Origin of the sequence: Tritonibacter sp. SIMBA_163 (assembly GCF_046535935.1) — a bacterium.
Taxonomy (GTDB): domain Bacteria; phylum Pseudomonadota; class Alphaproteobacteria; order Rhodobacterales; family Rhodobacteraceae; genus Epibacterium; species Epibacterium scottomollicae.
Genome location: NZ_JAWJBP010001158.1, coordinates 1 through 242 on the forward strand (window position 1 = coordinate 1; position 242 = coordinate 242).

General features: G+C 57.9%; 1 pseudogene. It reads left to right on the plus strand.

The window, feature by feature from the left end:
* Window positions 1-17 precede the first annotated feature (17 nt).
* A pseudogene (locus R0J92_RS25960) lies at window positions 18-242 on the plus strand (ABC transporter permease); the annotation flags it as partial.

Below are 242 nucleotides of genomic sequence, written 5' to 3' on the forward strand. Positions count from 1 at the left end.
GGGTGGTTCTGCCCTTGATGATGCTGATGGGCATGGCAGGCGGGATGGCTTATGCGTCCATTCCCGCCTTGCTGAAAGTGCGCTTCAACACGAATGAAATCCTCACCAGCCTCATGCTTGTCTATGTCGCGCAACTGTTTCTTGACTGGCTGGTGCGTGGCCCGTGGCGCAACCCGGAGGGCTATAACTTCCCCGAAACCCGCCCGTTCAACGATAGCGCCATTCTGCCGGAAATCTGGAGC